We start from the raw sequence: 25,351 nt of genomic DNA on the forward strand, positions 1-25,351 counted from the left end.
CAGCCCAGTCTGGAAGACTGGTGTATCAACAGTCTCGATTGCTCGCTTCGAACGAGAGGCTGGAGGCCGGTTCCAGCCTAGAACCGACATCCCGTTGGAGGCCAGCAGCAATGGAGCGTTTGCTGAAGGTCGCGGCGGGCGTGGGTACAGCAGCAATGTGCCGTGCCGTTGGTGTCGTCGGTCCAAGCGCGACGAGCGCCTGCAAGGTGCCCAAACACGCCGGCAGACACTGTTCTCAGCCCACGTCGGTTCGATCAAGCATTGGGGATATCGCGTGCGCGACAAATTTCCTGAACGCGTGTCTGGATGGGTCGGAATGAGGCTGATTTTGGCGTTGCTGGACGGTTCGAGGAGTGCATGAAAGGTCTGCCTGGCCGCCCAAATTTCCGGGCTCAGCAGAGCTGCAACACCTCCGCTGATGGTCGCCCGGAGGTGGCGCTATCGCCTCAGCGCCTCCCATAGGAAGGTCTGCCTCGGCGGGCTTCGGCCTGTACTGGTAATTGCTGGTAATTCTCGATAATTGGGCGGGAAGAGCCGGTTGGGCTCCTCGGGGCCAGCGCCAAATTTACAGCGCTATCAGATTAGGCCCTCCCTGGGCAACAGCCCCGGCGGGTATTCGCCCACGAATACGGTCAAGCCACCGTCCGCCTTCTCTTCGAAAGTGAAGCCGCTGAGAGCCAGCATCTCGCGCAGAATTTTCGGGACCGCCATGAACACGGCGCCGTCCTTCCACGCGCCGCGCGCCGACTGGTCAAATACAAGTGTCGCCCCCAGCAAGTCGTCTCACTTGCTCTCTAAGCGCTTTGACCTCCTCGCGAAGGGCCTTCACCTCGGCCAGACGTCCTTCTCTAGCGATCCGTGCAAGCCTGGCTTGGCTCGATGACGCGTAGGCATAGAACTGGTCTGGATCGTCATGCCCAAGCTTCATTGCGGCGGCTGCGGCGATTGACCTGTTGCTTGTATCGAGGCCGAGCTCACGCCGCTCAGCGAGTTCTTCGTCGACGAAGGTCGAAGCGAACTTGCCTCGCAAGATATGAGGTCCGATGCCTTTGTCGAAGCCGAGCGACCTGAACGCTCGTGAGATCACCTGGGTCATCGATCTCTCAAGGATGGGCTTGCCCGTCTTCTCCGAGAGAAAAAGCGCGTTGTCATGCACCGACTTCGGAACCTTGTGCTCCTTGACCCACGGCTTCCAGTAGTTTTCGATGAACTCACAGATTCGATAGGCTAGGGCTAGCTCTATGCCGAACGTCTTTGTGTAGCTGAGCTTCTGCTTGGGAGGCCGCACAAGGTATTCGCCCTCCGCCGTCTCAATCTCGCTCATATCGAATTGATCTATGCGAAGTGAGCAGATGGACCCACGACGAAATCCGGCCGACTCCGCAATATCGGCGAAGAGACTGTTGCGCTGTGCGACGAATGGATCAAACCGCTCGCTGAAGTAGGCCATGAGGTCACTCACATCGTTGTCCGTGACCACCGATCCCGCAGCGTTGTGCTTGGCGTTGCGCTTCCCAACCTTAAAGAGCAGCGGATACTTTTTTTCGCTCCCCGCAGCCCACCTTCCGCCGCTACGCTTTCGCACCACCTTTGATTCGATGATCGCAACCACCAGCCCTCGGCGGCCGATCGTCCCAACCGGCACCCGACCGGTCTCCTGCAGCCACACGATCCATTGATAGATCCGCTCGAGCTTGACGTTCACCGTGTTCTTGGCTTGATCGTCGCCGCCGCGATGTGCCTTTGATTTCTTGACCTTCTTGAAGTTCTCTGCCTTGAACTTGCGAATCGTCGCGTTGGATACGGACCGGAGACGGGTACCCTCGTTCTGCAGAAACGTCCAGAACTCGACGAGGTGGTGCAGCCCCTGACCAACCGTCAGAGATGAGTTGCCACGCTCATCGATCTGGTAGGTCGCGTAGTCCGTAAGTTCGCGAAGGACGCAATCCACCTCCAGGTCATAGACCAGAAAGGCTGGGCATCCCTCCTGCACGGGAACCTCAGACACGATGTAGCGGGGGTTAGACATCCTTGCGAAGCACCCTAACGTTCGAAGGCGTCGACCGGACCAACTCGGCATTTCGAGACCTAAGCTCCTGCAGAGCTTCCTCGTAAGCTTCGCGGATCGCCGCGAGCTCTTCGGCCATGGAGTCGACCGTCGAATTCAAAGCCACGATCTGGCGCCGAAGTTCTCCGTTCTCTGATGTCACTTGGAGCGCGTGCCGTTCGGCGATCTGACGCAACTGCAGGTGCACTTTCACCCGCTCGCGAGAACGATTCACCGAGAGCTCTCGAACTGGCGGTGCTGGATTTGCAGCCGCTTTCACAAGGTCGGTGAGGGCCTTTGCGTCAGTCTGAAGAGTGCCGTTCCTCCTCAGCGTGTCATGCCCATTGCTCGCAAAAGACTCTTCGGCGCTRGCGCCTGTGAAGACCCACTTATTGAACTTGTTCAGGCTCGTCGGCGCATCTTCGGTGAGCGCCCCATCTTTCAGCATGGTGGCCAAGCGTTTGATCTTGCGCTCGATGTTGACTCGCCCCTCGTCCGCATTTGCGAATGCCACTTTTGGTTTGGCCATCACTCGCCCCCCATCACCGCCGCCTCGGGTTGCGCCTTCTTCCGATAGAAGGCCACGAGTTGCTCTGTGGCCTGAAGCGCCTTCTGTTCAGCGCTGGTCTGAAGCGATTCCGGACGTTGCGAAAGACGTTCACGCTGCCTGCTGAGGTCATCCTCAACGGCGACTCGATGCGTCTTCTTCATCTGGTGATATGGACAGGAGCCGCACACCGTCGGGGACGCGAGCTCGCGAGACAACTGCCCGTGCCGGAAGCACCGTGCACCAGGTTTGGGACCGCCGGCGTTGCAGTTGCCGTGGCGGAACGGGATCACCGTATGCCCCCTGTCGATCAGCACGCTCGACACCTTCTTTGCTGCCACCTTCAGATCAGCGTCGTCGTAGCTGATCCGTCCGAGCATCTTGCGCGCGAAACGCTGCACCAGGCGAGCAAACCCGCCCGCCACTGAGATGCCGCCTTGCAGGATCTCCAGCACGTCGTCATGCAGCTTGACGCGGGCGTACTCCTTGACCTCCGCTGCCAGCTCGGCAGCCTGCGCGGCCCGTGCCTTCTTCGATTCGCCGCCGTCGCCCCACAGCTTCGCCGCGTGATGCGCAAGAACACGGCTGGGGCCGTCGAGCACATAGTGCAGGGTCATCGCCAAGTCGAAGTGCGCCAGTTGCTGGGAAAGCGCGTATAGGTCCGCGTTCTCATAGCGATAGTGAAAGACCACGGCGTACGCCCGCCTGAACATGTGCGAGTTAGGTGCGATGTTGCTCCCAAAGCCCGTTGCCCGCTCGCATAGGAGTCCAATCCCTGGATCGGACGAGTAGTCGTACCAAGTGGGCACGTCTTCCCGGCCTCTCGGCGGCATGCAGAACACCTTCCTCATCCGGTCCTTCTGCTGTTGCCCTCCGTTGCGGCCCGCTTCGCTCCAAGCGATGTCAGAGATGGCCTTGGCCGTCTTGAGCGCCTTGAAGGAGATCTCATTGATGTAGAACTGGCGGTAGTCGCTGATCGTCTTCTCGCAGTAGAAGTAAGACTGGAAGAGGCTGAGTTCTTCGTCGATGCACTCGAAGGCATCTGCATACAGGCCCGTGGCCTTGGAAGCGACCTCGTCCTTCCGTCGCCCATTGAAGACCCCCAACAGCACAAAGCATGCCGCCAGGAGCGTCCGCACGAGACCAAGCAGACCGAGACCGCGCTGCCAGTCGCCAAGTCTGGCCACGGTAGCGACACGGAAACCGAGCAGTTGTTCAAGTTCCCGGGCTTCTGGCGCCTCCAGTAGCCTCAGCATTCTCGATTCGTCCACCTCTTCTTGCTCGTATGGGGTCAGGTCTGAATAGACGTGGCCGACGAGTTTGACGATCGGGTCTGAGTAGATGGACACCCAGCGGTAGGCCTCGCACATCAATGCTGCAAGCTGGGCTGGATCGAAGTTCTCTGTTCGATTCTGGGCGGCGGCTGCTGCCGATTCTGCGAAGGAGTATGGCCTCGGATGCGCCACGCAGAGCGCGCGCATATCTTTCGGGAGTTCAACCAGATTATTCAGTTGAGTGATCAACGCGCTGATGCTTGAGACACCGGGCAATTCATCTGCGCGCGTCCTGTGGAGCTGGCCGTGCACATCACCTCGACGGTATTCAATTCGCACCTGGCCCGGCCCCATGTTGGCGCCCATCGCTGCAAGCAGGCTGTCGCAGCTGTACTCAATGACCCCTTGTTTTTTCCTTCTTCTAGACAATGAAAGGGTTCTCAAGTCAATAGCCGAAGCGCGACGTTCAAGATCCAACGCAAGGTACCAGCCGCCCTTCACGAACTTGTCGAGCAGTGCTTCCCAGTGGCCCGTCGTCACCCACTTGAGGTGGTAAATCTCATGGAGCCAGAAGTACTCAAGCGCGCGGATGACTGTTCGCCCTAGGGTGACGGCGGTAGTGGCCGTACTCTTCGTGTCCTGCTGCCTCAGCACGTAGGTGTCGATGACTGCGACGACCACCCGGGCAAGATCTGGGCGATCTTTGAGAAGCGTGACCGTTGGATGCAGCCGATTCGGCGGCAGGTATGCAGTCGCAAAGTCGATCGTCCTTTCGCCCTTATCGTGGTTCTCGGGAAACTTGAGGCCCACGCCAACGACGTCATCCTTGAAGGTCAGCATCCGACACCGGATTTCGTACCCATACGCTGTGACTCGTGGAGTCTCGTCAGGCACCTCCCGGTCGGATGACGGGATGTAAGGTGTTTTGCGCTTAGCCATTGATCAGATGCCGGTAAGGGCCCTTCTTGAGGTACTCAACCAAGTACATGTTGAACTCCAACCTTGGGACATGAATCTCTGCGAAGGCTTTCGGGTTCTCCGCGTACAGACGGTTCCAGTTGGCGTCGTAGTAGCGGCGCGTGAGCACGGCTTCTTCGACCCGCTCCCGATCAATGACGAGCTTCCGATTGGGGCATCCGCCGTCTTCATGGCAATGCGCACCATCGCAGACTCCACCGCTCAGCCAGGCGTCGTCGGACGGTGTTGATGGATCCAGGCAAGACGTGCCGTCTCCGATCGGCATCAAGGGAATGCCCACGGGCTTCATCGTGATCCGCGCCGCGACCTCCGCTTCCCACCGGCGCTGGAACTCCAAGTTGATCGACGAATTGATGCGGCGGGTGATCAGGTGGTCGATGTAGTCGCCAATGGTCGCGAAGGTGCTGTGGCCCGCAAGCTCCGCTGCAGCGATCGGACCTTCCTCAACACTGACCACGGTCAGCTTTTGGGTACGGATCATCTCGAACGAGAAGTACGGAAGCCCGTACCGATCTCGAATCGTCTTCAGTGGTTTTTGAAGGTTGGAGATGGGCTGGCCGCGACTGGCTTCGAAGTTGCTCTCTGAACTCAGCCATAGGCATTGCTCGTCGACATCGGCCCAGCCGCGCCGCACCAAATTCTCCAGCCGCTCCAGCACAAACCGGAGCGCCCGCGCAGCAGGGTTGTCGTGCCCCTCAATGAGGACCATTGGCGTGTCGTCGCCCGTCTTGTCCTTTACCGACTGGATCAGAAATCCGCCAGCGGGCAGCGGGCGCACGTCCTTCTTCCTCAGCTCAATTACTGCACCCACGTTCCACGCCGTCGCAAGCTGAATCAGGACGATCGCCGCGATCAGAACCGTCTGATGGGGGTAGTAGCGATATCGAAGACATCGTTGCAGATCCAGCGGCTCGATGCCCATTCGCTCCGCGAGCTCAGGGGCTAGGACGGCACCGCCTTTGTTGCCAGCGGCCTCAAACGGTGTTTCCAATCTACTGTCGACTTGCAGGTAGTGCGCTACGAGCGCCCGACGTTGGTCGGTGCTGAGCGCCCGGACGTGATCAGTGATCCCTAGCTTGGGCAGGTTGTCGAGGACCGCTTGAATGAACGCGGGGTCCCAGTCCTCGGCAAGGATTGCGTCTTGGACTGCACACGCCCTGTAGTACGTGTCGAGTTCGCGACAGCATGCGTCTGAGATCGCGTCAAGGTCCGCGTGCATTCGCTTGAGCTGCAGTTCCTTGAGTTCCTTGGGATTTGCGTGCGGTAAAGCGCCGAGCGGCGCGTCCTTGGCCGCTCCATCCTCATAGCGCACGCCGTCGCTGATCAAAGGCCTCGGCGTATGGTCCCCGCGGCCCTTAGGCCGAAACGCCATGCTGACGCGGGCCAGAGCGCCGTCCGGTCGCAACTCGAGAAGATGGTCGGTGAGGAACTTCCGGGTCGTTGCCGAGCGCAGCGCCCCTCGATCCTGTCCCCAGAGCCTATGGAACGCGTCGTCGATGTCCATGTAGAGGTCTCGCACGTTCTCCATTTCCAAGGCCTGGATTGGAATTTTTGCGAAGGCGCTCCAACTTGGCACTTCAGCCAGTCCAGGAAGCCCGAATGACAGTACGTCCCACGTCGTGAGGTGGGTCGGTTCAAGATCGGTGTCCTCTGCGAACTGCTCTAGCGCCGGCCACAGCCAGTTCATCACCACGGGTTGCCAGTCGTCGAATGCGACGTCAACATCCTTGAAAGTGATTCGGCCGTAGCGTTTTGAGTGAAACTTCAGAGTGATCTTTTTGACCATCTATCCCTCACGTTCATGGTAAAACTTGGAAGCCCTCCCCCCATGAGGCGGCTACCCAGCACGAACGTGAATCCTACATAGTGCATGACGGTGAACCTGGCCCCGGCCGACCTGCCCAAGGAAGGCGGCCGATTTGATTTGCCGATGGCACTGGGCCTGCTCGCCGCGAACGGCCAGATCGATGCCGCCAGGCTCGCGCGTTTCGAGTGTGCGGGCGAACTGTCGCTGGCCGGCGAGGTGCGCGCGGTGCGCGGCGCCCTGGCCATGGCCCTGGCGCTGCGCCAGGACGGTGGCGAGCGAGAACTGCTGCTCCCCGAGGCCAGCGCCGCCGAGGCGGCCCTCGTCGACGGCCTGGTGGTGCGGCAGGCCCGCCATCTTCTTGACGTGGTGGCGGCCCTGCAGCCCGACGGCGAAGCCCTGCCGCGCGCCATCGCCCTGACCCGCGAGGCCGCACGCGGCCTGCCCGATCTCGCCGACATCAAGGGCCAGGCCGGCCCCAAGCGGGCGCTGGAGATCGCCGCGGCGGGCGGCCACAGCCTGCTGATGGTCGGTCCGCCCGGCACCGGCAAGTCCATGCTGGCGCAACGCCTGTCCGCGCTGCTGCCAGCGCTGGATGACGAGGCTGCGCTGGAATCCGCCGCCGTGCTCAGCCTGGCCGGCCAGTTCGACATTGCGCGCTGGGGGCTGCGCCCGCTGCGCTCGCCCCACCACTCGGCGTCGAGCGTGGCGCTGGTGGGCGGCGGCTCACCGCCCCGGCCGGGCGAAATCTCGCTGGCCCAGCACGGCGTGCTCTTCCTGGATGAATTGCCCGAATTCCCCCGCGCCGCGCTGGAAGCCCTGCGCGAGCCCCTGGAGACCGGTCGCATCCTGATCTCGCGCGCCGCGCGCCAGGCCGAATTCCCGGCGCGCTTCCAGCTCGTCGCCGCGATGAACCCCTGCCCCTGTGGTCATCTGGGCAGCCCCCTGAAAGCCTGCCGCTGCTCGCCGGACCAGGTCTCACGCTACCAGGGCCGGCTCAGCGGCCCCTTCCTCGATCGGCTCGACCTGCTCATCGAAGTGGCTGCCGTCCCGCCACGCGACCTGCAGGATCTCTCCCCGGGCGAGCCCAGCGCCGTCGTCGCGGAACGCGTGGCTGCGGCACGTGAGCGGGCCGTGGCGCGCCAGGGTGTGGCCAACGCCCTGCTGCAGGCCCAGGACCTGGCCGAGCATGCGGTGCTGGAGCCCGCAGCCAAGGCTTTGCTGGAGCGATCGGCCGAGCGCCTGGGCTGGTCGGCACGCAGCTTTCACCGCGTGCTGCGCGTGGCCCGCACGGTGGCCGATCTGGCGGGGGCGGCGGCGATTGGCAGCGCCCATGTCGCCGAGGCCATCCAGCTCCGCCGGGGCCTGCCCGGCCAGGCGGGCTGACCATGCGCCGCCGCATCGGGCTGGCGCTCGGGCTGGCCACCGCGCTGCTGCTGGCGGCGATCGCGGTGCCGTCGCAGGCCGCGACGATCAGCATTGCCGTGCCCAGCGGCCCGGTCGCCCTGCCGCTGCTGGTCGCCATCGAGCAGCACCTGTTTCAGGCCGAGGGGCTGGACGTCGTGCGCATTCCCTGCAACAGCGGCAAGGCCTGCCTGGCCGCGCTGCGCTCTGGCGTCGCCGAAGTCGCCGCGGGCGCCGAATTTGCCGTCGCGATGACGGCTGCGCAGACACCGGCCGTCACCATCCTGGCGTCCATCGGCGAGTCGACCGCTCAGATCAAGCTCATCGCCAGCCGCCGCGCCGGCGTGCGCGAGAGCCGGGACATGGCCGGCAAGCGCATCGCCACGGTGGCGGGCACCTCGGCCGAATACTTCCTGGACCGCTGGCTCACCTATCAAGGCATCGACCCCGACCGCGTCAAGCTGAGCTTCGCCGAGCCCGGCGCGTTGGGCGATCTCGTGCAGCAGGGCAAGGCCGCCGCGGCCGTCGTGTGGGAGCCGGAGGCGGCCCGCATCGAGGAGCGGCTTGGCGCCGATGCGGTCCGCCTGCCTTCGGCCCATGTCTACACCCAGCACTTCTGCATCGTGGCCCAGGCCCGCGCCGTCGACCGGGACCGGCCGCGTTTCGAGAAAGTCCTGCGTGCCCTGCTGCGGGCCCAGCGCTTCATCGCCGAATCGCCCAATGAGGCCCAGGCCATCCTGGCGGCCAACCTGAAGGTCAGCGCCGCCGTGGCGCAGCGCCTGATGGCCGAGCAGGACTACCGGCTCGCCCTGCATACCTCGCTACCAGCGACGATGCTGAGCCAGATCCGCTGGCAACTGGGCCAGGACGGCAAGGCGACGGAACCGGTCCCTTCCATGCAGCAGCTGATCGACGCCCGCCCGCTGCAGTCACTCGCCCCGGGCTCGGTCACGCTCACACGATGAGGTTCGCCTTGAACACACGACGCCTGCTGGCATTGCTGGTGGCATGGCTGGCAGGTACCGTCGCCGCGGCGCCGCTGACCGTGGCGGTGTCCCGGTCGCCGCATTCGCTGCCGGTGCTGGTGGCCCTGTCCGAGGGGCTGTTCGAGGCCGAAGGCCTGACGGTCAAGGCCATCGAGGCGCCCAGCGGCCGCCGCTGCCTGAAGCTGATGGCCGAAGGCCAGGCCGACCTGGGCACGGCTGCCGACACCGCCATCGCCTTCGAATCCTTCGAGCGCACCGATTTCTCCGTCATCGCGACCTTCTCCAGCACATCCAGCGACGTCGAACTGGTCACCCGCCGCAGCGCGGGCATCAAGGCCGCCCGCGACCTCGTCGGCAAGCGAGTCGGCGTCGTCAAAGGCACCTCGGCCCAATACTTCCTGGACACCTTCCTGCTCAACAACGATGTCGACCCCAAGAACGTCCTGCAGGTCGCCATCCAGCCCGAGGGCGCGCTGGACGCCATGGCCGCCGGCCAGGTGGATGCGGTGGCCGTCTTCCAGCCCTTTGCCTATGCGGCGGCGCACAGCCCGCGCGTGGACGGTGTCGTGCTGAGCGAATCCGGGGACTACAAGCAGACCTTCAACCTCGTGGTCCAGACGAGCGTCCTGAAGGCGCGGCGGCCCGACCTGGAGCGCTTCCTCAAGGCCATCCACCGCGCCAACGAATTCATCCGCGCCCAGCCTCGCCGGGCCGAGGCCATCTTCGTGAACCGGCTGGGCGTCGAGCCCGGCTTTGCGCGCTGGTCGATGCAGCGCACCCACGCCGAGCTGTCCCTGGACGAGGCCTTGCTGCGCACCCTGCAGTCGCAGGCGAACTGGGCGGTGAGGGAGGGCTATGCCACCGGCAGAAAGCCTGCCGATTACCGCGCCTTGGTCGACGCCGCGCCGCTGCGCGCCGTGCTGCCCAACGCCGTCGGCCTGCCTCGCTGACCTGCACCACCATGAAGATCCGCTCCCTCTTCATTGCCGCTGGGGCCGTTGCCGCGCTGGTGGGCACGTCGGCCATCGTCGCGATGTGGACGGCCACCCGGCTGGAAGGCCGCGCGGAAGCCCAGCAGCAACGGGCGCAGCAGGTGGCGCGCGACGTGGCAGGCCTGGTCGGCGTGACTCATGTGTTCCAGCGCGAGCGCGACGAGCTCTCGGTCTCGGAATGGAAGAGCTGGCACGCCAACATCGTGCGTGACCTGGCAGGCGCCGATCTTCAGGGATCAGCGCATGCCGAAGTCGAGTTGCTGAGAGACGCGGCCGGCCGGCTGCCTGCTCTCTTTGAGCGCGCGCTGAAGACGGCAGCCGCGCCAGACAGCGATTTCCAGCGCCGCCGCCACGACCAGGCCTTCGAGCTGCTGCTCGGCGACACCCAGGCCATGGCGGACGCGGCCTTCCGCTGGTCACGCAACGCTGGCGACGCGCGCAGGCTCGCGGAGGACGTGCACGAGCAGGTCACCATGGCCGCGGTGGTCGCCTTCAGCGTGCTGCTGGTCGTGCTGGCCAGTGTTGGCGTGCGCCGCGTGCTGCGGCCGCTGGCCCTGCTCACGCAGGCCACCGAGGCCCTCGAGCGCGGCGAGCAGGTGCCGTTGTTCGGCAGCACGGCCCGGGACGAGCTCGGCACCCTCAAGCGCCGCTTTGACGCCATGACCATCGCCCTGCAGCGCCGCACGGGCGAGCTGCGCGAAGCCGAGCAACGCATGCGCGCCGTTGCGGACAACGTCCCCGTGCTCATCACCGAGTTCGATGCCGGCGCCCGCATCGTGTTCGCCAATGCAACGGCCGGACGGATCTACGGCGTGCCGGCCGAAGCGCTTGTCGGCAAGCATGTCAGCGACGTGCGCGGCGAGGACGGGGCGCGGCAACTGCAACCCCACATCGAGGCTGTGCTGCAGGGTCAGTCCGTCGAGTTCGACAGCACGCAGGCACTGCCCGGGGCGCAGCGGCATTTCCATCAACTCTATGTACCCAGGCGCGACGCGTTCGACACGGTGGTGGGCTTCTATTCGGTGTCGATGGACATCACCGAACGCAAGGCCGCCGAGCTGGCCGTCCAGGCTTCGGAACATCGGCTGAAGGACATCACGGACAACATCCCCGTCGTGGTCTCGCACTTCGACAAGGACCTGCGCGCGGACTTTGGCAACCTGGCCGCCGAGCGCGTGCTGCGGCGCCCCATCTCCGAGCTGCTGGGCCAGACCTTCCGCGAGATCCGGGGAGACGCGGTGTGGGAGATCGCCAAGCCCCATATCGACGCCGTGATGCAGGGGAATCCCCGCGAGTTCGAATCCTTCGTGAGCCATGCCGATGGCACCCTGTACTTCGCGCAGCGTTATGTGCCTGACATCGATGCGGCCGGCCAGGTCCAGGGCTTCTACTCCGTCTCCTTCGACATCACGGAGCGGCGCCAGGCCGAGGCCAAGCTGGCCGAAAGCGAGAAACGGTTGCGTGACATCGCCGACAACCTGCCGGTGATGATTTCCTATATCGACAAGGACCAGCGCCTGCTGTTCCTGAACGAGACCTTCAGCAAGTGGACGGGCCTGGATCACCGCACCACCGTCGGCAAGACCGTCGCGGAGGCCGTGCCGGCGGCACTGTACGAACAGCGCCGCGAGCACCTGGCGCGGGCACTTGGCGGCGAGCGTGTCGAGTTCCATGTCGAATCCACGGCGGCCGGCGCGGCCCGCTCGCTGCACAACCTCTACCTGCCCGACATCGCCGAGGACGGCTCAGTCCGCGGCCTCTATGCGCTCAGCACGGACGTGACCGAACGCCGGCAGCTCGAGCGCCAGCTTGCCGAGCTGGCCCGCACTGACGCGCTGACCGGGCTGCCCAACCGCTACAGCTTCAACGAGCAGTTGGCCGCGGTGATCAAGCGGGCCCATCGGGCGCAGAGCTTCACGGCGCTGCTGTTCCTCGACATCGACCGGTTCAAGCTCATCAACGACAGCCATGGCCACGGTGTCGGCGACGAGGTGCTGCGCGAGTTTGCGCGGCGGCTGCAGCAACTGGTCAGGGGCACCGACTTTGTCGGCCGGCTGGCGGGTGATGAATTCGTCGTCGTGCTGGAAGGCCTGCGCGCTGCCACCGAGGCCGAGATCGTCGCCGGCAAGATCATCGAGGCCATCAACCGGCCGTTTGCCACATCGGCCGGCGAACTGTCGATAGCGACGAGCATCGGCATTGCCGTTCACCCGCGAGACGAACTCGGCGGCGAGGAACTGCTCGGCCGTGCCGATCAGGCGCTGTATCTCGCCAAGGGCGCGGGGCGCAACCAGTACCGGTTGCACGCGTCGTAGCAGGCCTCGTCAGGGCCTGACGAGCTGGCCGTCTTTCTCGCGCACGGTGTCGCCGGCCCTCAGCATGGGATCGGCGCCGAGTTCGACGCGGTGCATCTGGCCGTGGCGATCGACGACCTGCGCGACCCAGACGGTGGACTTCTTGGCGTTCTTCTCGACCTCATTACCGGCATAGCCGCCAGCGGCAGCCCCGCCGACGGTCGCCAGCTTCTTGCCGGTGCCGCCGCCCACCTGGTTGCCCAGCAGGCCGCCAATGACGGCACCACCCACGACTCCCAGGCCGCTGCCCTTGCCCTTGCGGGTCTCGCTGTGGATTTCCTGCACCCACAAGCAGCCGTCGCAGAGCGCGTTGCGCTGAGCCTGCGTCGGGATGGCCAGCACCGGGGCGGGGTTGTCCTCGGCACGCACGGCAGTGGACAGGGTGGCCGCCAGGGCCGCGGTGGCAATGAGCAACTTCATCGCATCACTCCTTGGAACCCGCCCTGCCCAGGCTTCGCGTCGCGTCAGGCGCGCACGAAGCCGTTCTCGGTCAGCCTGACCTCATCGCCGACGCGCAGGCCCGGGTCGGTGCTGCGCTCGAAACGGCGCAGGCGGCCATCACGCTCGCGCACCTGCACGATCCAGACGTTGTAGCTCTTCTGGTTCTTCTCGATCTCGTTGCCGGCATAACCGCCACCCACGGCACCCGCCACGGTGGCGAGCTTCTTGCCGTTGCCGCCACCCACCATATTGCCCAGCAGGCCACCGACGACGGCGCCACCCACGGCGCCGACGCCGCTGCCCTTGCCACGGCGCGCCTCGGTATGCACGTCGGTCACGCGGCCGCAGCTGTCGCACAGCGCGGGCGGGGCCTGGGTTTCAACGACCGGAGCCGGCTGGGCCTGGCGCACCGGCTCGGCGCTGACCAACCGTTGCGGTGCGGCGGTGGTCTGCTGCTGTGTCGTCGCGGCAATCGGCTCACTGGTGACCGTCTGCGACCGGCCCACTGCATAGGCGCCACCGAGCAGCGCCAGCACGACGGCGACGCCGGCGACGATCTGCGTGGACTTGACGGAATTCATGGGGGTCGACATGGGGCCTCCGATGTGGTTGGTATGACCCGAAGCATGCCGCCCCTACAGCGGCCCTCCCTGTAGGACGGGACCGCTTCAGGCCCAGGGTGTCGACCTAGCCCGGCGACGACAGCTTGAGCCCGGCGATGCCGGCCACGATCAGTGCGATGCTGAACAGCCGCGCCGGGTTGGCCGGCTCGCCGAGCAGGAAGATGCCCAGGATCACGGTGCCGACCGCACCGACGCCCACCCAGACGCCATAGGCCGTGCCCACCGGCAGCGACTTCATCGCGATGCCCAGCAACCAGAGGCTGGCCACCATGCAGGCCGCCGTTGCCACGCTGGGCCAGGGCTTGGTGAAGCCGTCGGTGTATTTCAGGCCGATGGCCCAGCCGACCTCGAACAGGCCGGCGATGACGAGAATGATCCAGGCCATCCGTTTTCCTCTGGGGAGATGCGCCGCGGATTCTGGCCGCGCTTGAATCCCCGGGGCCGCGTGGGGTTGCCTTAACCTAGCAGCAATGAGTCACAAGCCCACCACCGTCAACGACCTGGGCGAGTTCACCGTCCTCATCGACGTGCGCTCGCCGGCCGAATACGCCCTCGACCACATTCCCGGCGCCATCAACTGCCCCGTGCTGGATGACGAGGAGCGTCGCATCGTCGGCACCACCTATGTCCAGGTCTCGGCCTTCGAGGCGCGCAAGATCGGTGGGGCCATGGTGGCGCGCAACATCGCAAGCCACCTGGACCAGTTGTTCAGGGACAAGCCCAAGGAGTGGCGGCCGCTGGTCTATTGCTGGCGCGGCGGCATGCGCAGCGGCAGCTTCGTCAACTGGCTGAGGCTGGTGGGCTGGGATGCACAGCAGCTCAAGGGCGGCTACAAGGCCTGGCGCGCCCATGTCATCGAGCAGATTGCGCTGCTGGCGCCGCGGCTCGACCTGCGCGTGCTGTGCGGCCCCACCGGCAGCGCCAAGACGCGGGTGCTGCAGGCGCTCGCCGCTCAAGGAGAGCAAGTCCTCGACCTCGAAGATCTGGCGGCCCACCGGGGTTCGGTGCTGGGCGCCATGCCCGGCCGGCCGCAGCCGTCGCAGAAGGGCTTCGAGACGCAGTTGATGCAGGCCTTGGCCGGCCTGGACCTGAGCCGGCGCGTCTGGGTCGAAGCGGAGAGCCGGCGCATCGGCCGCATCACGGTGCCGGAGCCGCTGCTGCAGCGCCTGCGCGAGAGCTCCGTCGTCGAGATTGACGCCTCTGCCCAGGCGCGGCTCGACTACCTGCTGCGCGACTACGCCTGGCTGGGCGACGACCCGCAGGGCCTGGCCGACAAGCTGGGCACGCTGCGCGAACTGCTGCCCAAGGAAGTGCTGGCCGAGTGGCAGGCCTGGGCGCTGGAAGGCGCCCTGCCGCCGCTCTTCGAAGCCCTGATGGCCCGGCACTACGACCCTCTGTATGCCCGTTCGCAGGGCCGCCATCTGGCGGGCCTGCCCGACGCCCAGCGCCTGCAATGCGAGGATCTGTCGGATGCCGGCATCCAGGCCCTGGCCCGTCGCATCGCTTCACTGCCCTAGGTTGGAAACATGATCCCCTCCTCTTCCGTGCCCCGCCTGACCTCGCTATCCCACGGTGGCGGCTGCGGCTGCAAGATCGCTCCCGGCGTGCTGAGCGAGATCCTGAAGAGCACGCGCCACTTTCCGGCGCCGCCGGAACTGCTGGTGGGCATAGAGACCGCCGACGACGCGGCGGTCTACCAGCTGACCGACGAGATCGCGCTGATCGCCACCACCGACTTCTTCATGCCCATCGTCGATGACCCCTTCGACTTCGGTCGCATCGCGGCGACCAACGCCATCAGCGACGTCTACGCCATGGGTGGCAAACCCATCATGGCGCTGGCCCTGGTGGGCATGCCCATCAACGTGCTGCCTGTCGACGTGATCGGCAAGATCCTGGCGGGCGGTGAATCGGTCTGCGCCGCCGCCGGCATCCCGATCGCGGGCGGCCACACCATCGATTCGGTCGAGCCGATCTACGGGCTGGTCGCGCTGGGCGTGGTGCACCCCCAGCGCGTCAAGCGCAATGCGGACGCACGCCCCGGCGACCGGCTCGTGCTGGGCAAGCCTCTGGGCGTGGGCATCCTGTCCGCGGCCCTCAAGAAGGAGTCGCTCTCGCCCGAGGGCTACGCGCGGATGATCGCCACCACGACACAGCTCAACACCCCGGGGCCGGACCTGGCGGCGCTGGACGGCGTCCATGCGATGACCGATGTGACGGGTTTTGGCCTGGCCGGCCATGCGCTGGAACTGGCGCGCGGTGCCCAGGCCAGTGTCGAGCTCGACTGGGCGCGGGTGCCCTTGCTGGCGCAGGTGCGCGAGCTCGCCGAGCGCGGCATGGTCACCGGCGCCTCGGGGCGCAACTGGGCCGGCTACGGCTCGGACGTGCAGCTGCCGCAGGGCTTCCCGGCCATCGATCAGGCGCTGTTGAGCGACCCCCAGACCAGCGGCGGCCTGCTGGTGTCTTGCGACGCCAGCGCGGTTGACGCCGTGCTGGACGTGTTTCGCCGCCATGGGTTCGGTGCGGCGGCGGAGATCGGCAGGGTCGTGGCAAACGGGCCGCAAGGCAGCCGCCTGCGCTTGAACTGAGCTGCCCCACGGCGGGTCCAACCGCCTATCCCCTCCCGGCAACAGAGGTATGCCCGGCCGGGGGGTGTAAGGTCGGGCTACTTTGGAGCCCCTCATGACGTCCCGTTCTGGATCCGCATTGCTGGCAGCAGGTCGCACTCCTGCGTGCCAAACATGATCCGCCTCGAGATCGCGCTTGAACTCGACTACGTCATTGCCGACCCGGGCTGTGATTTCATCTTCAACATCCACGCGGCCAGCACCCCCCGCCAGCTGGTGGTGGCGGAGTCGCTGACGCTGAGCCAGCCCTTGCTGGCCCGCGTCGAGACGGAGCCGGTCACCCGCAACCGCTACCTGCGCCTGCAGGCCCAGGCCGGGCCGCTGAAGGTGGCCTACCGCGCCACGGTCGACCTGATGCATCACTTCGCCCCGCCGGGTGACGTGGGCGAGGTGCCCGTCGCGCGGCTGCCCGCCGAGGTGCTGGGCTATATCTACCCGAGCCGCTACTGCCAGTCCGACCGGCTGCACCGCATGGCCATGCGCGAGTTCGGCCAGCGCTGGCAGGGCTACGGCCGCGTGCAGGCCATCCGCGACTGGGTGCTGGAGCGCACGACCTTCACGTCCAACACCTCGGACTCCAACACCTCCGCCATCGACACCCTGCTCGATCAGGTGGGCGTGTGCCGCGACTTTGCCCACCTGATGATCGCGTTGTGCCGCGCCATCAACATCCCGGCGCGCTTCGCCACGGGCATCGACTATGGTGCCGACCCCGCACTCGGGCCGACCGACTTCCATGCCTACGTGGAGGCCTACGTCGGCGACCGCTGGTACATCTTCGACCCTTCAGGCACCGCGATCCCGATGGGCTTCGTGCGCTTTGGCACCGGGCGCGATGCCGCCGACGTCGCCTTCGCCACCATCTTCGGCACGGTCAACTCCAGCGCCCCGGTCATCAACATCCAGGCCGTGGCCGGTGCCGACGGTCGCCTGCAGCTGCCCTACCACTGCACCGACGCCATCTCGACGGACGGATAACGTGGCCGTGAAGATTCTCTCGGTTCTAGCCCGGCATCCCATCCTGGTTCCCCTGGCCTGCGCCGCAGCGTTGACCGTGGTGCTGGTGGGCGAGAGTTCCTACTGGCAGTCTGAAGACGTGTTGGGTGAACTCAGCGCCCTGCGCGCCGGCACCGCCAGGCTGGAGGAACTGCGCGCCGCCCCCACCGATCAGCAGACCGACATCCACCGCACGCTGCTGCTCAACCGCCTGGGCGTGGCGCTGCTGAGCGTGGCCAGCCTCGCTGCGTTGTTCCTGTACCTGCGCCAGGGCCTCGCGCTGGAAGACCAGCGCGAGCGCGAAAAGCAGGAACGCCAGCGCCTGGTGCAGATCGAGCGTGAGCGGCTGGAGGTCGAGGTGGCGCGCCGCACCGCGCAGCTCGTCAAGCTGGCGCATCACATCGAAACGGCGCGCGAGCAGGAGCGGGCCCGGCTGGCGCGCGACCTGCACGACGAGATGGGCTCGCTGCTGACGTCCGCCAAGCTTGATGCCGCGCGCATCAAGACCCGCGTCGCGAGCCTCGCACCCGAGGCGCTGGAGCCGCTGACGCGGCTGATCGAGAAGCTCAACAGCGGCATCGCGCTGAAGCAGGACATCATCGAGAACCTGCGCCCGTCCACCCTCGACACCCTGGGCCTGGCCGTCACGCTGGACATCCTGGCCGGCGATTTCGCGAAGCGCTCCGGCGTGCTGGTGCATTGCGAGCTGGCGCCCGTGCGGCTCGCCGAGGCCGCCGAACTCGTCGTCTATCGCGTCGTTCAGGAAGCCATCACCAACGTCAGCAAATATGCGCGCGCGCGCCAGCTGTGGCTGAACCTGGGCATCATCCAGGGGCAGGCCGAACTGACGGTGCGGGACGACGGCGTCGGCTTCGACGCCAACGCAGCAACGAACTCGAGCTACGGCCTGCTGGGCATGCGATTCAGGGTCGAAGCCGAGCACGGCAGCTTGTCGGTGACCTCGGCGCCGAATCAGGGCACGCTGATCCGGGTCAGGCTGCCAGCGTCGACCGAAGCCCCCGTTCCCTCCGAATACCTCAGCATCGCCGCCGCCACATCTCCGCCGGATAGTCCTCAAGGCCGAGTGAACGGTACAGCCCGCGACCTTCCGGTGTTGCGCCAAGGCTGAACTCTCGCCAGCCTGGTTGGCGCATGGTGCACACGCCGGCAGCGGGCTGCCGCGATCTTTATACGTTCTTTACACCGCCTACGGGAAACTGGCTCCATCCCACCCAGTTTCCCGTTCATGAGCCTTGAGACCCAACGCAGCGGCCTGGCCGCACTGACGCTCGGCGCAATCGGTGTCGTCTATGGCGACATCGGCACCAGCCCCCTCTACACGCTCAAGGAAGTATTCCTGCCCGCTACCGGCGTCACGCTGGACACCCACAACCTGGTGGGCGCGGTCTCGGTGATCGTCTGGGCGCTGATGTTCGTCGTCACGCTCAAGTACGTGATCCTGATCCTGCGCGCCGACAACCGCGGTGAAGGCGGTGCACTCGCGTTGACGGCCCTGGCCGCCCATGCCGTGCAGCAGCGGCCCAGGCTGCGTGGCGCGCTGCTGTTGCTGGGCCTGTTCGGGGCGACGCTGTTCTATGGCGACAGCGTCATCACGCCCGCGATCTCGGTGATGGGCGCCATCGAAGGCCTGGAGGTCGTGACGCCGACCTTGAAGCCCTATGTGCTGCCGATCTCGGTGGCCATCCTGGTGGGGCTGTTTCTGGTGCAGCGCCATGGCACGGCGGCGGTGGGCAAGGTGTTCGGGCCTGTGATCGTGCTGTGGTTCGCCGTGCTCGGCGCCATCGGCGTCATGCACATCACCCAGCATCCCGAGATCCTGGCTGCACTCAACCCGCTGGAGGCCTGGGCCTTCCTCAGCACGCGGGGATGGCATCTGTTCGCTGCCGTCGGCGCCATCGTGCTGGCATTGACGGGCGCCGAGGCCCTCTACGCCGACATGGGCCATTTCGGCGTGAGGCCGATCCGCCTGGCCTGGACGGGGCTGGTGTTTCCCGCGCTGGCGCTCAACTACCTGGGCCAGGGCGCGCTGCTGATCGGAGACGCCACGGCCATCGAGAACCCGTTCTTCCGCCTCTTCCCCAGCGCCTTGGTGCTGCCCATGGTCGGCCTCGCTGCGATGGCCGCCGTGATCGCCTCGCAGGCCGTGATTTCCGGGGCCTACTCGATGACCAAGCAGGCCATCCTGCTCGGCTTCCTGCCGCGCCTCACCTTGCGCCATACCTCCGCCAGCGAGTCCGGGCAGATCTACGTGCCGGCGGTCAATTGGGCACTGCTGGCCGGCGTCATCGGTGCGGTGCTGATGTTCGGCAGCTCATCGGCGCTGGCGGGGGCCTACGGCATCGCGGTGACGCTGACGATGCTGATCACGACCGTGCTGACCTTCTTCGTCATTCGCGACGGCTGGAAGCTCCCCGCGCCGCTGGCGATCGGCGCCACGGTGTTCTTCCTGGCCGTGGACATGCTGCTGGTTGCCGGTTGCGCGATCAAGTTCTTCGACGGCGGGTGGTTTCCGCTGGCGCTGGGCCTGATGCTGTTTGTCTTGATGAGCACCTGGGCGCGCGGCCGTCAGCTGCTGATGGCCGGCCTGCGCAGCGAAGGCATCGAACTCCAGCCCTTCATTGAGAGCCTCGCCCTGGGCGAAGCCCATCGTGCACGGCGCACGGCGGTCTATGCAGTCGCCGACCCGAACCTCGTGCCGCAGGCCCTGTTGCACAACCTCAAGCACAACCAGGTCCTGCACGAAACGAACGTCATCCTGAACGTCATGTTCCACGACCGGCCGATGGTCGACGCAGCCGACCGCCTCGAATTGACGTCATTGGCGCCAGGCTTCTGGCGCGTGCTCGTCCACTACGGGTTCATGGAGGAACCCGACGTTCCCCTGGCACTGGCGCTGTGCGAGGCCAAGGGCTTGCGCATCGAGCCCTTCGAGACCAGCTACTTCCTCAGCCGCGAGACGGTGGTGCCGACTCCCGGTGGCGGCATGGCGAACTGGCGTGAGCGCCTGTTTGCAGCATTGAGCCGCAACTCCAGCGGGGTCGCCAGGTTCTTCCGGTTGCCGGACAACGCGGTGGTCGAACTGGGCACACGCGTGCAGATATAGCCAGGCGCGTCGCGCCGTCTTGCGAACAGTTCGGCCCGCGGGGGCAGTCCGGCAGCGTCGAGGCGCTCAACCACGGCAGCAACGACGTGCTCGCACTACAACCCCGGCGTTCCCTTGTCGAACGCCGGTATCCCCTCGATGGCGTGGTGAGCGGCCTCGGTGGCATAGGTCAATGCTTCCTGCTCCGTAGCCCACAGGTTGTCGGTTGCCGGGCGGTAGCTGTCATCCGTGCCAACCTGGCCAGCGGCGGCCACGTCAAGGATCGCGAAGCGTCCTTCGAAGCCGCCGCTGCGAGGCACCGCCTCCACCGTGAACCGCACACCCCGGTGAACGTCGGCGATGGCCTCACTCATGGCTTCTCCTTGGATTGAACGACGCCGTCAGTGCGGCTCAGCGTCCTGCCCCATCAACTCCGCCTTGCGCCCGGCGATGGCTTCACCCAAGGTATCCAGGTCGAGGTCGGACTTGCGGATCTTGGGGAACATCTCGCCTTCCTCTTCCTTGACGTGATGGTCGATGTACTCGCCAAGCACCTTCACCTTGGCGTCGTAGTGATCGTCATCGGGCGAGCCGGCTTCGATCTGCGCGATGAGTTCCTTGGCGCTGGCGTGCTCGATGTCGGCTTCGTCGATCAGGTCGGCGTCGTCGCCCAGCACGTCCCGCGCGGCCGGATAGAAGAGCTCTTCCTCAGCCGTGGCGTGCGCGGTCAGCATGACGCAGATCTGCAGCGCGATGGCTTGTTTCTCGCCGGCATCGCCATCGGCCTTGACAAGCTTGTCATAGGCCCGGAACAGGGACTTCACCTCCCGGTGATCGGCGGTCAGCAGATCGATCGCGTCCGGTGTCGAATCGCGTGTCGTCGGGCTGGCGGGTTTCCTGGCCGTGCTCTTGGTGGATTTGGCTGAGGTCTTCGTTGCGCTGGTGGGCATGGGAGTTCCTGCTGGCTGATGGTTTGGAAAGACTCCGGCGGGCACCGGAGCCGGTGAATTCAGAGCTTGTCTTCGGCAAGGGCGGTACGAACCGCCCTGTCGAGATCAAACCCAGGTCTCGCCGTAGTAGTCGTAGACCTTGCGACCGTAGTCGCGCGTGTATGCCGGCTCGCTGTAGCGGGCATAGCGCGGCGCGCCTTCCAGCTGCGACTTGTCGAGGTTCACCACATAGCCGTCCTTGGCGGTGTCGTACTTCAGCTTGGACCAGGGCATGGGATAGAGATCGGTGCCCATGCCCAGGAAGCCGCCGAACTCCAGGGCGGCGTAGCGCACCTGCCCGGAGGCCTTGTCGATGACCAGGTCGTCGATGGAGCCGAGCTTGTCGCCCTGCAGGTTGTAGACCTCGGTGCCTTCAACCTTCGAGGCAGCGATGGTGGGGCCGGTGGTGTTGTCAGTGTTCATGGTGGTCTCCGTAGCTGTGTAGCGGTCGATGGCGCCGCCCTGCTTCGACGGCAAATCACGTACCCACGCGCGGTGCCTCCTGCCTCGTTGAACCGCCTTGCAGGCTTGCCAACCATGCGGCATTCCGTCCTACACATGCCACCGCTGGCTTGGCGCATGCTGCGATGCAGCAGTTGAAGTTCAGCCATGTCGAAATGCATCATGCTGATTCGCCACGCCGAGAAGCCACACGGCGAAGACGGCGGCGTGGATGAATCCGGTCGCGACGATCCCAACTCGCTCAGCGTTCAAGGCTGGCGCCGCGCCGGCGCGCTGGTTCCGTACTTCTCGGCACTGGCTGAACGTCTGCATCCGCAGGTGCTGGAGCGCCCGCAGCACATCCTTGCGGCCCGGCCAACGGCAAGGCATCCGTCGACCCGCCCTTATGACACCGTGGAAGGCCTGGCCGACCGCCTCGGGGTTGCCGTCGACGAACGCTGGTCGGACCACGATCCGGTAGACAAACTCGCGTGGCACTTGCGGTCGCTGGACGCGCCGGTGCTGGTTTGCTGGCGGCACGACGATCTCCCCAAACTTGCCAAGGCGATCACGACAGTCGATGAAGTGCCGGAGAACTGGCCGTCCGAGCGATTCGACCTGACGTGGTCGTTTCGCTGCCAGGCGGGTCGCTGGCTGTTCCAGCAAGTGCCGCAGCTCCTGCTGGCCGGTGACCGGCTCACACCCGTCGACTGGCCGCAGAACAGAGCAAGGGCACGGCAAGCGGCTTGAGCAGGTTGCCGACGGTCTGGCCGCCATGGTGGTCCGCCTGCGGCATCAGGTGCAGCCGCTCGGCCAGTATCGGCCCTCGCGGCCGGTGGGAGCGGCATTTGCCAATCGTTGGGCCTTCCGCACCCTGCGCAAAAGCCCCTTGAGCCCAGCACCAACCGCCAGCCGCTTCCTCACCGCCGACGCTGCGAAGGCGGCGTTGACGGCGCCTGCCATCGCCGTCCAGCTCGCCATGGTCGACTGGCGCGGCGGCAGCGCGCGGGCGCGGCCCTCGTCATCGCCCCCCAACGGAGCGGCCCGTTCACGCGAGCGCAGTTTGCGCAGCTGCGGCAAGTTCTGCTGCACAGACTGCAGGTGGAATTCGGCGTCTCCATCGACGGCGTCGAGGCCGGCCAATGCGCTGGCGCACGGGACCTCGTCTGCGCTAACGCGCAGCGCCTCGCCTGGAACATGACCGGGGGCTTCAACCGGCAGGAGATGCAAGGTGCAGAGCAACTGGAATGGCGCCTTCAAATGCCTGGCACCCGAGCAGCTGATCGAGCGGCTGGCATGGCTGGAGCGGCCGCTGGTGTTCACCAACGGCGTGTTCGACCTGCTGCATGTCGGCCACGTCAGCTGCCTGGAGGCGGCACGCCGCCAGGGCAATGTGCTGGTGGTTGCGCTGAACAGCGACGCCTCCGCCCACGACCTGGGCAAGCCGGGTGAGCGTCCCTGCTGCACGCTGCACGAGCGCGCCCACGTCATCGCGGCCCTGTCCTGCGTGAACTGGGTGACGTGGTTCGAAGAGGCCACGCCGGCGGCGCTGCTGCAGGCGGTGCGGCCCGACGTGTACGTGAAGGGCAGCGACCACGCGGCGGAACAACTGCCTGAGACACCGTTGGTGCGCGGCTGGGGCGGCCGCGTCGTCACCGTGCCCTACTTGGCCGGCCACTCGGCGGCGGCCAGACGCAGCTGATCGAGCTTGGGGCGCATGCGCCGCTCCGCAAGACCGGCTCAGGGGCCGAAGGCGGTAAGTGTCGGGCCCGATGCGGCGACAAGGATGGCATCGAAGCTCTCACCGCCGGGCCAGCCGCCGCTGCCGTCGCCGGTGATGATCTCCACGTTGTCGTAGCCGAGCGCCGCCAGGCGCTCATGCGCACGACGGGCGAGCACTTCGCTGCGCTCGATTGCCGACACGTGCGCGGCGATGCGGCTCAGCACGGCAGCCGCATAGCCCGAGCCCGCGCCGATCTCCAGTACCGCGTCGCCCGCCTTCACTTCGGCGGCCTCGATCATCAGCGCGACGATGAAAGGCTGGGAGATGGTCTGGCCCTGGGCGATGGGCATTGCTGCGTCCTGGTAGGCGACGTCCTCAAAGCCCGCCTCGACGAAAGCCTCGCGCGGCACGGTGCGCATCGCCCGCAACACCGCGTCGGCGCGGATGCCGCGGGCGGCCAGCTGTGTGGCCACCATGCGCTCGCGCCGCTCGGCGTAATCCACGTTCATGGCGCTCAGAAATCCATCAATTCGCTGGACGTGCAGTCCCGGCCGTGCTCCTTGGAAACGTAGAGCGCCCGGTCGGCACGCTCCAGCACGGCATCCAGCGCCTCGTCCGGGCGGGCCTGCGCGACGCCAGCCGAGAAGGTGTAGGCAATGCCGGCATGCGGCTCCAGCGTGTGGCGCACCCGCTCGAGCGCGGTGCAGGCCTCCGCCATCTCGGTGCCCGGGAGCAGCAGGAGGAATTCCTCGCCGCCGATGCGGCCCATGGCCTGGCCGGATCGCAGATGGGCCTGGGTGTGATCGCAGAAGTGGCGCAGCACGGCGTCCCCGACGGCGTGGCCACGCGTGTCGTTGACTCTCTTGAAGTGGTCCAGGTCCAGCAGCGCAAGGCTCACCGGCTGGGAATGCCTGCGCGGGTCGTTCAGGGCGCTCTGAGCGAGTTTCAGGATGTGCCGGCGGTTCGGCGTGCCGGTCAAATCGTCGGTAAAAGCTGCCTGAACCGCCAGCTCGTGCGCACGTTCCAGCTCCGAAGCCATCCGCTGGTTGGCTCTCAACAGGCGCTCGCAGTCGTCCTTCTGATCGCGCAGCAACTTGCGCTGCAGATAGAGAGCGACAAACGCACCGACCTTGCTTTCCAGCACCTGAGGGTGCACCGGCTTGACCAGGAAGTCGACGGCACCGGCCTCGTAGCCACGAAAAGTCCGCGCTGCGTCGCCGCCGTCGCCCGTCAGAAAAATGATGGGAACTTCACGGGAAAGCGCCTCATCGCGCATGGACTCGGCAAGCTGGAAGCCATTGACGTCGGGCATGTTGACGTCGACCAGCGCCAGCGCAAAGTCGTGCTGCGTCAACCGTTCCACCGCCACCGCAGCGGACTCGGCGGATACCACCTCGATGCCGGGACGATCCAGGATCAGCTTCGTCGAAGCAAGGTTGTCCAGGTTGTCATCGACATGGAGGATGAAGGCAGTCTCACGAACAGGCAGCTGAAGCTCCCGGGAGGACGTTGGTCGTGGGCGGCAATTGGCGCTCCCGGTGCCACCCCTGGCAGATACTGGCGCCGTCAAGTCGACATCAGGAATCTCCGTGAACACGTCCCCGATCAGCGACGACCTGGTAGACCGCGTTCGCCACGCGCTGGCCGGTGTCGCCGACGTGCGTGAGAAGCGCATGTTCGGCAGCGCCGGCTTCATGGTGCGCGACCACCTGTGCGTGACGGCGAGGCCCGAGCGGCTGATGTGCCGCATCGACCCGGCGCTGCACGAGATGGCGCTCCAGCGTGACGGTGTCGAGACGGTGGTCATGAAGGGGCGCCCCTACCCAGGCTATGTGTTCGTCGCCTCGACGACCGTGCAAACGAAGGCGGCACTGGACTACTGGATCGAGCTGTCCCTCAAGTACAACGCGACGCTGCCTGCGGCCAGGGAAAGGCAGAGCCCATCGCGGGCCAGGGCCAAAGGGGCTGGCACCACCGACGGCACGCGCTCACGTTCTTGAGTGAATGGCCGGGCGCTTGCGG

Annotated in this window: 25 protein-coding genes and 1 pseudogene; 12 read left to right on the forward strand and 14 right to left on the reverse strand. The window is 65.9% G+C overall.

What is annotated here, in order from left to right; genetic code table 11:
* Positions 1-576: 576 nt before the first annotated feature.
* The 5 genes from ACXJLH_RS25580 to ACXJLH_RS25600 form a co-directional block, all read right to left on the reverse strand.
* The gene (locus ACXJLH_RS25580) at positions 577-777 is read right to left on the reverse strand and encodes a hypothetical protein (protein WP_457447144.1); all 201 of its coding nucleotides are present in this window, start codon (positions 775-777) and stop codon (positions 577-579) included.
* The gene (locus ACXJLH_RS25585) at positions 752-2,008 is read right to left on the reverse strand and encodes a tyrosine-type recombinase/integrase (protein WP_457447146.1); all 1,257 of its coding nucleotides are present in this window, start codon (positions 2,006-2,008) and stop codon (positions 752-754) included. Before ACXJLH_RS25585 ends, ACXJLH_RS25580 begins: the two co-directional genes overlap by 26 nt.
* Before the next feature lie 13 nt (positions 2,009-2,021).
* Positions 2,022-2,576 (reverse strand): hypothetical protein, encoded by a 555-nt coding sequence (locus ACXJLH_RS25590; protein ID WP_457447148.1) that lies wholly within the window; start codon positions 2,574-2,576, stop codon positions 2,022-2,024.
* A complete protein-coding gene (locus ACXJLH_RS25595) occupies positions 2,576-4,708 on the reverse strand; it encodes a hypothetical protein (protein ID WP_457447150.1) in 2,133 nt (710 codons plus the stop codon). Before ACXJLH_RS25595 ends, ACXJLH_RS25590 begins: the two co-directional genes overlap by 1 nt.
* A gap of 91 nt (positions 4,709-4,799) precedes the next feature.
* Positions 4,800-6,632: a hypothetical protein gene (locus tag ACXJLH_RS25600; RefSeq protein WP_457447151.1), complete on the reverse strand. Its 1,833-nt coding sequence runs from the start codon at positions 6,630-6,632 to the stop codon at positions 4,800-4,802.
* Between the two features lie 84 nt (positions 6,633-6,716).
* Here ACXJLH_RS25600 and ACXJLH_RS25605 point away from each other — a divergent pair.
* The 4 genes and pseudogenes from ACXJLH_RS25605 to ACXJLH_RS25620 form a co-directional block, all read left to right on the forward strand.
* Positions 6,717-8,036: pseudogene (locus ACXJLH_RS25605) on the forward strand (YifB family Mg chelatase-like AAA ATPase); the annotation flags it as partial.
* Between the two features lie 2 nt (positions 8,037-8,038).
* Positions 8,039-9,019, forward strand: coding sequence for an ABC transporter substrate-binding protein (locus tag ACXJLH_RS25610; protein ID WP_457390544.1), 981 nt, complete (start codon positions 8,039-8,041; stop codon positions 9,017-9,019).
* Between the two features lie 8 nt (positions 9,020-9,027).
* A complete protein-coding gene (locus ACXJLH_RS25615) occupies positions 9,028-9,990 on the forward strand; it encodes an ABC transporter substrate-binding protein (protein ID WP_457447153.1) in 963 nt (320 codons plus the stop codon).
* Between the two features lie 11 nt (positions 9,991-10,001).
* Entirely contained in the window at positions 10,002-12,347 is a 2,346-nt protein-coding gene (locus tag ACXJLH_RS25620; protein ID WP_457447155.1) for a diguanylate cyclase domain-containing protein, read from the forward strand.
* Between the two features lie 9 nt (positions 12,348-12,356).
* On the opposite strand, the gene ACXJLH_RS25625 is transcribed toward ACXJLH_RS25620, so the two are convergent.
* The 3 genes from ACXJLH_RS25625 to sugE form a co-directional block, all read right to left on the reverse strand.
* Complete coding sequence (locus ACXJLH_RS25625; protein WP_457447157.1) at positions 12,357-12,806, reverse strand: glycine zipper 2TM domain-containing protein; 450 nt, start codon at positions 12,804-12,806, stop codon at positions 12,357-12,359.
* 44 nt (positions 12,807-12,850) lie between these two features.
* On the reverse strand, positions 12,851-13,408 hold the full coding sequence (locus ACXJLH_RS25630) for a glycine zipper 2TM domain-containing protein (protein WP_457447159.1): 558 nt from the start codon (positions 13,406-13,408) through the stop codon (positions 12,851-12,853).
* A gap of 106 nt (positions 13,409-13,514) precedes the next feature.
* Positions 13,515-13,835 (reverse strand): quaternary ammonium compound efflux SMR transporter SugE, encoded by a 321-nt coding sequence (gene sugE, locus ACXJLH_RS25635; RefSeq protein ID WP_056199860.1) that lies wholly within the window; start codon positions 13,833-13,835, stop codon positions 13,515-13,517.
* An 85-nt stretch (positions 13,836-13,920) separates the two neighbouring features.
* Here sugE and mnmH point away from each other — a divergent pair, with 85 nt between their 5' ends.
* The 5 genes from mnmH to ACXJLH_RS25660 all read left to right on the forward strand — a co-directional run bounded on the left by mnmH (position 13,921) and on the right by ACXJLH_RS25660 (position 20,197).
* A complete protein-coding gene (gene mnmH, locus ACXJLH_RS25640) occupies positions 13,921-14,967 on the forward strand; it encodes a tRNA 2-selenouridine(34) synthase MnmH (RefSeq protein WP_457447161.1) in 1,047 nt (348 codons plus the stop codon).
* Positions 14,968-14,976: 9 nt separating this feature from the next.
* Positions 14,977-16,038, forward strand: coding sequence for a selenide, water dikinase SelD (selD, locus tag ACXJLH_RS25645; RefSeq protein WP_457447163.1), 1,062 nt, complete (start codon positions 14,977-14,979; stop codon positions 16,036-16,038).
* A gap of 153 nt (positions 16,039-16,191) precedes the next feature.
* Positions 16,192-17,055, forward strand: coding sequence for a transglutaminase-like domain-containing protein (locus ACXJLH_RS25650; protein WP_056199870.1), 864 nt, complete (start codon positions 16,192-16,194; stop codon positions 17,053-17,055).
* Between the two features lie 7 nt (positions 17,056-17,062).
* On the forward strand, positions 17,063-18,202 hold the full coding sequence (locus tag ACXJLH_RS25655) for a sensor histidine kinase (RefSeq protein WP_157281781.1): 1,140 nt from the start codon (positions 17,063-17,065) through the stop codon (positions 18,200-18,202).
* A gap of 117 nt (positions 18,203-18,319) precedes the next feature.
* A complete protein-coding gene (locus ACXJLH_RS25660) occupies positions 18,320-20,197 on the forward strand; it encodes a potassium transporter Kup (RefSeq protein ID WP_457389319.1) in 1,878 nt (625 codons plus the stop codon).
* 95 nt (positions 20,198-20,292) lie between these two features.
* Here the strand turns inward: ACXJLH_RS25660 and ACXJLH_RS25665 are convergent, their stop codons facing one another.
* The 3 genes from ACXJLH_RS25665 to ACXJLH_RS25675 all read right to left on the reverse strand — a co-directional run bounded on the left by ACXJLH_RS25665 (position 20,293) and on the right by ACXJLH_RS25675 (position 21,588).
* Positions 20,293-20,550, reverse strand: a complete 258-nt coding sequence (locus tag ACXJLH_RS25665) for a hypothetical protein (protein WP_457447164.1) — start codon at positions 20,548-20,550, stop codon at positions 20,293-20,295.
* Positions 20,551-20,577: 27 nt separating this feature from the next.
* On the reverse strand, positions 20,578-21,126 hold the full coding sequence (locus ACXJLH_RS25670; RefSeq protein WP_056199883.1) for a hemerythrin domain-containing protein: 549 nt from the start codon (positions 21,124-21,126) through the stop codon (positions 20,578-20,580).
* A 105-nt stretch (positions 21,127-21,231) separates the two neighbouring features.
* Positions 21,232-21,588, reverse strand: a complete 357-nt coding sequence (locus ACXJLH_RS25675; RefSeq protein ID WP_056201253.1) for a PRC-barrel domain-containing protein — start codon at positions 21,586-21,588, stop codon at positions 21,232-21,234.
* A gap of 186 nt (positions 21,589-21,774) precedes the next feature.
* On the opposite strand from ACXJLH_RS25675, the gene ACXJLH_RS25680 reads away from it, so the two are divergent.
* Positions 21,775-22,356 (forward strand): histidine phosphatase family protein, encoded by a 582-nt coding sequence (locus tag ACXJLH_RS25680; RefSeq protein WP_457350756.1) that lies wholly within the window; start codon positions 21,775-21,777, stop codon positions 22,354-22,356.
* 45 nt (positions 22,357-22,401) lie between these two features.
* Here ACXJLH_RS25680 and ACXJLH_RS25685 read toward each other — a convergent pair whose 3' ends face one another.
* Positions 22,402-22,836, reverse strand: a complete 435-nt coding sequence (locus ACXJLH_RS25685; RefSeq protein WP_457447166.1) for a hypothetical protein — start codon at positions 22,834-22,836, stop codon at positions 22,402-22,404.
* Position 22,837: 1 nt separating this feature from the next.
* Here ACXJLH_RS25685 and ACXJLH_RS25690 point away from each other — a divergent pair, with 1 nt between their 5' ends.
* On the forward strand, positions 22,838-23,308 hold the full coding sequence (locus tag ACXJLH_RS25690; protein ID WP_200955306.1) for an adenylyltransferase/cytidyltransferase family protein: 471 nt from the start codon (positions 22,838-22,840) through the stop codon (positions 23,306-23,308).
* Positions 23,309-23,346: 38 nt separating this feature from the next.
* Here the strand turns inward: ACXJLH_RS25690 and ACXJLH_RS25695 are convergent, their stop codons facing one another.
* Both ACXJLH_RS25695 and ACXJLH_RS25700 read right to left on the reverse strand, forming a co-directional pair.
* On the reverse strand, positions 23,347-23,838 hold the full coding sequence (locus tag ACXJLH_RS25695; RefSeq protein ID WP_457447168.1) for a protein-L-isoaspartate O-methyltransferase family protein: 492 nt from the start codon (positions 23,836-23,838) through the stop codon (positions 23,347-23,349).
* 5 nt (positions 23,839-23,843) lie between these two features.
* Positions 23,844-24,926: a GGDEF domain-containing response regulator gene (locus ACXJLH_RS25700; RefSeq protein ID WP_457447170.1), complete on the reverse strand. Its 1,083-nt coding sequence runs from the start codon at positions 24,924-24,926 to the stop codon at positions 23,844-23,846.
* Here ACXJLH_RS25700 and ACXJLH_RS25705 point away from each other — a divergent pair.
* Positions 24,919-25,329 (forward strand): TfoX/Sxy family protein, encoded by a 411-nt coding sequence (locus ACXJLH_RS25705; protein ID WP_457447172.1) that lies wholly within the window; start codon positions 24,919-24,921, stop codon positions 25,327-25,329. The two genes, ACXJLH_RS25700 and ACXJLH_RS25705, sit on opposite strands and share 8 nt — an antisense overlap.
* Positions 25,330-25,351 lie beyond the last annotated feature (22 nt).

It is taken from the genome of Roseateles sp. P5_E4 (genome assembly GCF_054049255.1).